The organism is Mycobacterium sp. (genome assembly GCF_049280035.1).
Taxonomy (GTDB): Bacteria; Actinomycetota; Actinomycetes; order Mycobacteriales; family Mycobacteriaceae; genus Mycobacterium.
Window position 1 is genome coordinate 1 of the sequence record NZ_JBAPPI010000092.1, and the last position, 8,722, is coordinate 8,722.

Annotated in this window: 8 protein-coding genes and 1 pseudogene; 3 read left to right on the forward strand and 6 right to left on the reverse strand. The window is 64.7% G+C overall.

The features are described from left to right. Positions 1-173: pseudogene (locus tag WAN71_RS03055) on the forward strand (serine hydrolase); the annotation flags it as partial. 53 nt (positions 174-226) lie between these two features. Further along, the gene (locus tag WAN71_RS03060; RefSeq protein WP_422223913.1) at positions 227-1,402 is read left to right on the forward strand and encodes a C40 family peptidase; all 1,176 of its coding nucleotides are present in this window, start codon (positions 227-229) and stop codon (positions 1,400-1,402) included. Between the two features lie 12 nt (positions 1,403-1,414). On the opposite strand, the gene WAN71_RS03065 is transcribed toward WAN71_RS03060, so the two are convergent. From WAN71_RS03065 to WAN71_RS03090, 6 genes are all read right to left on the reverse strand, one after another. After that, positions 1,415-1,984 (reverse strand): hypothetical protein, encoded by a 570-nt coding sequence (locus tag WAN71_RS03065; protein WP_422223914.1) that lies wholly within the window; start codon positions 1,982-1,984, stop codon positions 1,415-1,417. A gap of 63 nt (positions 1,985-2,047) precedes the next feature. After that, positions 2,048-2,767, reverse strand: a complete 720-nt coding sequence (locus WAN71_RS03070; RefSeq protein WP_422223919.1) for an MBL fold metallo-hydrolase — start codon at positions 2,765-2,767, stop codon at positions 2,048-2,050. Between the two features lie 24 nt (positions 2,768-2,791). Next, a complete protein-coding gene (locus WAN71_RS03075; RefSeq protein WP_422223915.1) occupies positions 2,792-4,246 on the reverse strand; it encodes an aldehyde dehydrogenase family protein in 1,455 nt (484 codons plus the stop codon). 71 nt (positions 4,247-4,317) lie between these two features. After that, positions 4,318-4,995 (reverse strand): enoyl-CoA hydratase-related protein, encoded by a 678-nt coding sequence (locus WAN71_RS03080; RefSeq protein ID WP_422223916.1) that lies wholly within the window; start codon positions 4,993-4,995, stop codon positions 4,318-4,320. Then, on the reverse strand, positions 4,985-5,623 hold the full coding sequence (locus WAN71_RS03085) for a TetR/AcrR family transcriptional regulator (protein WP_422223917.1): 639 nt from the start codon (positions 5,621-5,623) through the stop codon (positions 4,985-4,987). Before WAN71_RS03085 ends, WAN71_RS03080 begins: the two co-directional genes overlap by 11 nt. Positions 5,624-5,652: 29 nt before the next feature. Further along, positions 5,653-7,122: an amino acid permease gene (locus WAN71_RS03090; RefSeq protein WP_422223918.1), complete on the reverse strand. Its 1,470-nt coding sequence runs from the start codon at positions 7,120-7,122 to the stop codon at positions 5,653-5,655. 262 nt (positions 7,123-7,384) lie between these two features. Between WAN71_RS03090 and dnaK the strand changes: the two genes are divergently transcribed. Beyond that, positions 7,385-8,722: molecular chaperone DnaK (gene dnaK / locus WAN71_RS03095; RefSeq protein ID WP_422223920.1), on the forward strand; the 1,338-nt coding region annotated here is incomplete at its 3' end.

The window sequence follows — 8,722 nt, forward strand, 5'->3', positions numbered from 1 at the left end:
TTCCCATCGGCAGCTTCGGCCACACAGGCTTTACCGGAACCTCGCTGTGGATTGACCCACGCTCGGATACCTACGTCATTCTGCTCACGAGCGCGATCGATCCGCGAGACGATCCACCGATCGCGTATATGCGAGGTGATGTGGCTACGGCGGCAGCCCGGGCCCTGAGCTGAGTAGTGCGTCATCCTTCACGAAATCGCGCCGCACTCGGCATAGGATGTGCCGCGTGGTCGGTGGTCGGGCGCCGATATCGCCGCAGGGGCAACGGCCCAACGGGCTCAGCCGGGTCGCAGCCTCGGTGGGCATCGTCGCCGGTGTCGTGTTCGTCGCGGCGATGATCTTCTTTTCTGGCTTGACTCGGGGCATCCCGTCGGGTGGCCACAACCACACCGGCCCCGCGACGACGGGGCCTGGCGGCATGATGAGCCCGGGTCGGAAGATGGGACCCGGTCAGACGCCACCCAGCGCCTTTGTCGCTGTGTCGGTGGCCACGGTGTGGACCACGCCGCAGAGTCCGCGTCCGGTCGACCATCGCGCCCTGACAAATCCGGTCGATATTCGCGGCTGGCTGTCGGACATGACGCCGGCCCAGCAGCAAGCGCTCACCTCGGACAATCTCACCCAGACGCAGGCCCTCTTCGGCGACCGCGTCTTCGTAGTGGCAGAGCAGGGCGACTGGGACCAGGTACTGGTCCCCGGCCAGCCCACACCGAAGAACGCGCTGGGCTATCCGGGCTGGATTCCCAAGGCCCAGTTGACGACCGACCCGGGCTACGGCGCACTGAAGGACCACGCTTCCTTCGCGCTGGCCGATCGCGGCGTCACCACCTGGCTGTACCGCGATTCCGGACTCTCCGATCACGACCTCGAGGTCAGTACCAACACCGGGCTTCCCGTCCTTAGCCGCACCGACAAGGCCGTTCAGGTGGCCACCCCCGGTCGCGGCCCCAAGTGGCTGGATGCTCGGACGGTGGCGGTGTACGAAAAGCCAACGGACATGCCGCATCCCACCGGAGTCGATCTGGTCCGGTACGCCGCCGTGTTCGTGAACGTCCCCTACCTGTGGGGCGGCCGTGCCGGGTTCGGGTTCGATTGCTCTGGTTTCACCTCCACCATCTACCAGGTGTACGGCATCACCCTGCCGCGCGATGCCGGCCCGCAAGCCGCCGACAGCCGGGGCCGCGCGATAGACAAATCCGCGCTGCAGCCCGGCGATCTGCTCTTCTACTCGCACGGCAGCAGGGACCCCGACAATCCCGACGCGATCTACCACGTGGCCATGTATTCCGGGAACGGCGAGATGATCGAGGCATTCGACTCGACGACACCAGTGCGCATCACCCCGGTTCGACTGGATGCAGACTACTGGGGCGCGCGCCGCTACCTCGACCAACCGCGGTAATAGACCTAACCGTTAAAACGTGTCTACCTTTTCGACGCTGACGAACATGCCGTGCCCGGTGTTTTTGTTGGTGAAGCGGGTGCCGCTTTCGCTGGCCGCGATCGTCCAGCCCTCCGCGTCGTAGGTGCGGTAGTCGATGGTCACGGTGGGAATGTCGCCGAGGTTGCCCACCACCCATTGCACCGATCCGCTCGCGGTGATGTTCACGCCGTTGGCGCGTTCGCCTTCCTGCATCGGGGAGTTGGTGAACTGCGCCTCGCAACCGACGCTGTCGGAGTCGATCTGGCAGCGCGTCTGACCGGATTTGGTTTCGATGAAGACGTAACCGTTCTGATCGGGTGGCAATGGGATGGCGCCGGCCGGCGGGTTAGCGCTCGGCGGCGCGGGCCGCGACGGGGCTGGTGACGGGACGGACGGTCTGGCTTTCGGCAGCGACGGCTCGGTGGGTCCCGCCCCCGACGACGAGACCGCCTTGCCGTGGATGAGCGAGCTGCATCCGCCCACCAACGCGGCGCTCATCAGCAGGGCCGCCAGCAGCAGCCGGCCGCTAACCCTTGCGGTCTTTGCGCTCTCCCAAAACATCTCAGAGACAGCGTACGCATGAAGTGCAAAAGTGACCGCAGTGACGCGCCCGCTCTTGCCGGGCTAGCCGGCCATCGCGGCGTAACCATCGGCCAAGCCGCGCAACTGGCCAGCGCCGTCACCGGTGAACGACGCGCCGTGCATCAGCGCCAGGGTGGTCGGTGTCAGCTGCGCCAACTGCTCCAACGTGGGCCGCAGATTGGTGGTCAGGCCGGTGGCATGGAACAGCGACTCAGCTTCCAGTGCCGGTGCTACGCAATCGGATTCGGTCAGCGCAGGACATTGACCGGTGTGCGTGAGCAGGTCGCCGGCCAGCAACGTCGACGTAGTCTCGTCGAACCACAACCCGCTTTCCCAGTTGTGTGGCACGTGCGGGGTGGCGATGAACCGCAGCCGGTGACCGCCGATATCGTGCGTGTCGCCAGGTTCGGTGCCCACTGGCACCGGTGGCCGGTCGCACATGTCGGTCAGCGAAAGCATGCAGGCCAGCGGACCGTGGATGACTTGGGCGTGTGGTGCCGCGGCCAGCAGCATGTTCATCGAGCCGCACTCGTCGGCCTCGATATGGGCGAACGAGATCCAGCGCAACTGCTCCAACGGGATCACTTTGGCGATGGCCGCCGAAACCAGCGGGAATAGTTGGCGCATGCCGCAGTGGAACAGAAACGGTTCGTCGCCGGTCAGCAGAAACTGGTTGAAGGTGAACCCATGTTCGGTGATGCCCGGCACCCAGGTGGAGAACCGGACGATATCCGGCGCGATCTCGTCGACTTTGGTTTGCAGTCCAGTGTCCATATCTATCTACTTCTACATCTGCGCCCAGACAATTTTGCTTTGCAGGTAGGTCTCTAGGCCGGCTTTGCCGGATTCATAGCCCCAGCCGGATTGCTTGTACCCGCCGAACGGCATCGAGTGGTCGAACTGCATCTGACAGTTCAGTCCAACGGTTCCGGCCTTGAGCCGCTTGGCCAATCGGTGTGCCCGGCCAACGTCCTTGGTCCAAGCGGTGGCCGCCAGCCCGTAGGTGCTGTCATTGGCCAGAGCGACGGCCTCGTCGTCATCGTCAAACGGCAGCACGGTGACTACGGGCCCGAAGATCTCCTCTTGGAACAACCTGCTTGTGCACGCGACGTTGGTCAGCACGGTCGGATGGACGAAATATCCCTTGCGGTCGAGCCGATGCCCGCCGGTGACGATCTCGACCCCGTCGTTCTTGCCCTCGTCGAGGTAGCCCAGGACGCGAGTGAGCTGCTTTTGGCTGATCAGCGGGCCGATCACGGCGCCCTCGTCGTTGGGGCCTCCGAGTTGCAGACGGTTGGCCATTTTCGTGATGCCCGCCACGACCTGGTCGTAGACGCCGCGCTGGGCGAAGATGCGCGAACCGCACACACAGGCCTGGCCGGAGTGGATGAAGGTGCCGAACGCCGCCGTGCTGATGGCGGCCTTCAGATTGGCGTCATCGAAAATCAGCACCGGCGACTTTCCGCCGAGTTCGAGGGTGACCTTGTTGAGGTTGCTGTCCGCTGCGGCGTGCACGATGGCCCGGCCGACCTCGGTCGATCCGGTGAAGGCGACTTTTTCGACGCACGCGTGCGCGGTGATCGCCGCGCCAGCGGTGTGGCCGTAGCCGAGCACCAAGTTCGCCACCCCGTCCGGCACTCCGGCCTCGGCCAGGATTTCATCCAAAACGATTGCTGTCAGCGGGGTTTCCTCGGCCGGCTTGACGACGCTGCTGCAACCCGCGGCCAGTGACGGCGCGAGCTTGGCGCAGAAATTAAACGCCGGGCCGTTCCACGGGAAGATCAGCCCCACCACGGCGTAGGGTTCCTTCAGCGTGTAGGTGTGCATGTGCGAGTCGATGCCGGTCAGACCGCCGGTGTTCACGTCGCGCGCGATGCCCTCGATCTTGGTGCACCAACCGGCGTAGTAACGAAAGAACTCGGCAGCGACCCGCACCTGCGCCTGCGCCTGAACCGGGGTCATGCCGCCGTTGAGCGACTCGAGCTGTTGCAGAATTGCGGCGTTCTGATCGATCAGCTCGCCGACCCGCCACAGCACCTTGGCCCGCTGGTAATCGGGCAGGCCGGACCACACGCCCGAGTCGGCGGTCGCCTTGGCACGCGCCACCGCGTCGTTGACGGCTTCGGGTCCGCAGTCGTTGAACTCGGTGATCTGCTCTTCGGTGGAGGGATCGAATACCCGAATCACGTCACCGGTGCCGGGCCGTTCGCGGATCTCGTCCAACACCGCCTGCACCGTCATCGGTCTCTCCTTCGCGTCGCTGCGACATCCTGACCAGGCGTAGGTTATGCGCTTAGCCGGGCCAATGGACGCTAATTGGTTTGCCGCTCTGCGCTGTCAGCGGTCAGCGCATGCACCGCGTGCCCGAACATGGTGTGTTTGATCGCGCCCAGCGTGCCGGGGTCCTTCCCGTCGAGGGGACGAAGGACCTCCACCGCCGCGGAGGTAACTGCGCCCTCGGCCGCGACAGCGTCGACAATGCCAAGGCTTGCGGCGTCGCTGCCGCCGAAGCGGCGTCCGGTCGTCATCGAGGCGACCGCCGCCTGCGGAGTCAGCTTGGCTTGGATCAGTGCGGCCATCCCCGGCGTGAAGGGGATGCGGATGTCGGCTTCGGGAAAACAGAAGAAGCCGCGGTCAGCGCGCATCACCCGAAAGTCGTGCGCCAAGGCCAGCATTGCCCCGGCGCCGAAGGCATGGCCGACCACCGCGGCTGCGGTGGGGACGGGCAAGGTGAGGATGCGGGCCAACATGCTCTGGACGCGTCCGATATACCACTGGGTCTGCTCCCCGTGGGCCGCCAGCCAATCCAGATCCAGCCCATTGGAGTAGAACTTGCCGCCGCCCGTGGTGACCAAGCCCTGCCCGCCGGCACCGACGACCTCATCGAGCCGCGTATCAACCTCGTCGAGAAAGCCTGGCGAGAAACGGTTTTCGTCGTCGCCAAGATCGAGGATGGCGATCTTGTCCTCATAGGTCAGGCTAATTGCCACGGCTTCTTCCCTTTCTCAGTGGTGGTGGTCCGACGTCGAGAACCGCGCGCACCGACGCGCGCAGGTGCTGACGGGCTGTTGCGTTGGCCAGCCGGTCACGGTGCAGCAGGATGGCAGTTGGCAGATCGACGATGCAGGTAGTGATCGCATCGACGGCGCGCGCGTCTTTGCGGTCCCATAGCTTGACCGCGAGCCGGATCATCAAGCCGACCAGCAATCGGTCGAGATCGCTTAGTTCCGTGGCGATCTCGTCGGGCAGATCGTCACTCAAGAGTTCTTCGCGGCGCACCGTCAACAGCAGTTTGGAGGAGTCCGGATACTGCTCGGCGAAGACCGCCGGCGCGTCAGCGGCGGCTACCACGGCCGCAACGGCAGCTTGCGGGCCGGTTTCCGACAGGGCCTGATCGACCAATGTGTTTTGCGCGGTTAGGAATCGGCGTCCGGCCCGCAGCCATGCGCGGCCCATCAGGCCTGAGCGTGACCCGAAGCTGTGGTACAGCGCGCCGTTGGAGACGCCGACGGCGGCGCTGATCGCACGGATGGTTACTGCGGCGGGCCCGGATGCGACGGCCAGCGACTCGACGGCGTCCAGAACCCGATCCGGCTCATACACGCGCGGTCGGGGCATGCCGCGATAGTAACAGAGCAGTTGCTCTATTACTCAGCCGCTAGGTCCGGGACATTGCTGGCGTGGTCGACAACTTCGTGGGCCGCCGCCGTCACCCGGTCACGAACCAGAAACCAGCCGCCGATCAGGCCGGGGACGGCGGCCACTAGCGCCGCGATGACCCAGGGACCCTTCTCAGGGTCGAGCGTCATCAGCACCAGTACGCCCACCAGGAAAGCCAGCGTGACATAGCCGCTGTAAGGGGCGAGCGGCATCCGGAAGTGCGGCCGCTGCATCGTTCCGGCCTTCACCCTGCCGTAGAACCGGAGTTGGCAGAGCACGATCGTCCCCCAGGCCGCCAGTACCCCCACCGCGGCGATGTTGAGCACGATTTCGAAGGCCTGGCTCGGTTTGACCGCGTTGAGCACGACACCGAAAAGACCGATGGTGGCGGTCAGCAGGATCCCGCCGTACGGCACACCGTTTTTCGACATCCGTGCGGTGAACTTCGGACCGCTGCCGTTCACCGACATCGACCGAAGGACCCGGCCCGTGGAGTACAGCCCGGCGTTCAGGCTCGAGAACGCGGCGGTGAGGACCACGACGTTCATCAGGGACCCGGCGCCGCTGAAACCGATCTTGGAGAAGAACGTGACGAACGGGCTCTCGTGTTCCCTATAGGTGGTGTAGGGGAGCAGCAGCGCCAGCAGGAGGACTGATCCGCAGTAGAAGACCGCGATGCGGGCGATCACCGAGTTGATCGCTCGGGGCATGACCTTCTCCGGTTCCGCGGTTTCCCCGGCAGCAGTGCCCACCAGTTCGACTGCGGCGTAGGCGAATATCACCCCAGAGGTGACGAGCACCAGGGGCAGCAGGCCGGTCGGCATGAATCCGCCGTGGTCGGCCCAGAGGCTGGGCCCGGTGGTCTTTCCGTCGATCTTGAAGCGGCCGGCCAGAAAGACGATTCCGACGACCAGGAACGTCGTCAGGGCCAGCACTTTGATCAGCGCCGCCCAGAACTCGAACTCGCCGAAGGCCTTAACCGAGATCAGGTTCACCGACACCACCGCCACCAGCGCGATCAGCGCGAGCGTCCACTGCGGGACCGACTGGAACGATGTCCAATAATGGAAGTAGCTCGCGATCGCGGTGGAGTCCACGATGGCCGCCATCGCCCAGTTCAGAAAGTACATCCAGCCCGCAACGAAGGCCGCTTTCTCCCCATAGAACTCGCGAGCGTAGGAGACGAACGAGCCCGATGCCGGGCGATGCAGCACAAGTTCGCCGAGCGCGCGCAAGATCAAGAACACGAAGCCGCCGCAGATCCCGTAGATCAGGAACAAGCCGGGCCCCGCGGACGCCAGCCGTGCTCCCGCGCCCATGAACAGCCCGGTTCCGATGGCGCCGCCGATCGCAATCATCTGCATCTGCCGGTTGTGCAGGTCGTGGTGATAGCCCTCGTCCTCACGGGCGAATCGATCAGAGGCGGCCGGGCCGGGCGTGCTGGACATCGGTGGCATCGCGTTCCTATCGACGTGACCTGGTGCAACGCTGCGACGCGGGCACGCCCGAGAACGCAATGGTTGCGAAACTATCCCACGGTGTGACGGCGCTCTCAACCGCCAGGGAACAAACTTTTGAGCAACGCCGTTGACCCCTTCGACAACCTTGAGTCGATCAGACTCAACATTGGCTTGACAGCGGTACGCCGCAAAGGGCAGTCTTGAGCGGGGTTCACTCAGCGTAGTGCATACCAAGTTCGACTATCAGGAAGGATTCACCATGGCTCGTGCGGTCGGTATCGACCTCGGGACCACCAACTCCGTCGTCGCAGTTCTGGAGGGTGGGGACCCCGTCGTCGTCGCCAACTCCGAGGGCTCGCGGACCACTCCGTCCATCGTCGCGTTCGCGCGTAATGGCGAGGTACTGGTCGGCCAGCCTGCCAAGAACCAGGCGGTGACCAACGTCGACCGCACCATCCGGTCGGTCAAGCGACACATGGGCACCGACTGGTCCGTCGAGATCGATGACAAGAAGTACACCGCGCAGGAGATCAGCGCTCGCATTCTGATGAAGCTGAAGCGCGACGCCGAGGCCTACCTCGGTGAGGACATCACCGACGCGGTCATCACTACACCCGCCTACTTCAACGACGCTCAGCGCCAGGCCACCAAGGAGGCCGGCCAAATCGCCGGCCTGAACGTGCTGCGGATCGTCAACGAACCGACCGCGGCCGCGCTGGCATACGGCTTGGACAAGGGCGAAAAGGAGCAGCGAATCCTGGTGTTCGACCTCGGTGGCGGCACCTTCGACGTGTCGTTGCTGGAGATCGGCGATGGCGTCGTAGAGGTCCGCGCCACCTCGGGTGACAACCACCTCGGCGGTGACGACTGGGACGATCGCATCGTCAGCTGGCTGGTCGACAAGTTCAAGGCCAGTGCGGGCATCGACCTGACCAAGGACAAGATGGCCATGCAGCGGCTCCGCGAAGCGGCCGAAAAGGCCAAGATCGAGCTGTCCAGCTCGCAGGGCACGTCGATCAACCTGCCCTACATCACCGTCGACGCGGACAAGAACCCGCTGTTCCTCGACGAGCAGTTGACCCGTGCGGAGTTCCAGAAGATCACCCAGGATCTGCTGGACCGCACCCGCAACCCGTTCCAGCAGGTGATCAAGGACGCCGGCATCTCGGTCTCCGAGATCGACCACGTGGTGCTGGTGGGTGGTTCCACCCGGATGCCCGCGGTGTCGGATCTGGTCAAGGAAATGACCGGCGGCCAGGAGCCCAACAAGGGCGTCAACCCCGACGAGGTGGTGGCCGTGGGTGCTGCCCTGCAGGCGGGTGTCCTCAAGGGTGAGGTGAAAGACGTTCTGCTGCTTGATGTCACGCCGCTGAGCTTGGGTATTGAGACCAAGGGTGGCGTGATGACCAAGCTGATCGAGCGCAACACCACAATCCCCACGCGCAAGGGCGAGGTGTTCTCGACTGCCGAGGACAACCAGCCGGGCGTGTTCGTGCAGGTGTTCCAGGGCGAGCGGGCGATGACCGCGGACAACCGCCGCCTGGGCACGTTTCACCTGGAAGGCATTCCACCGCAACCGCGGGGCACGCCGCAGATC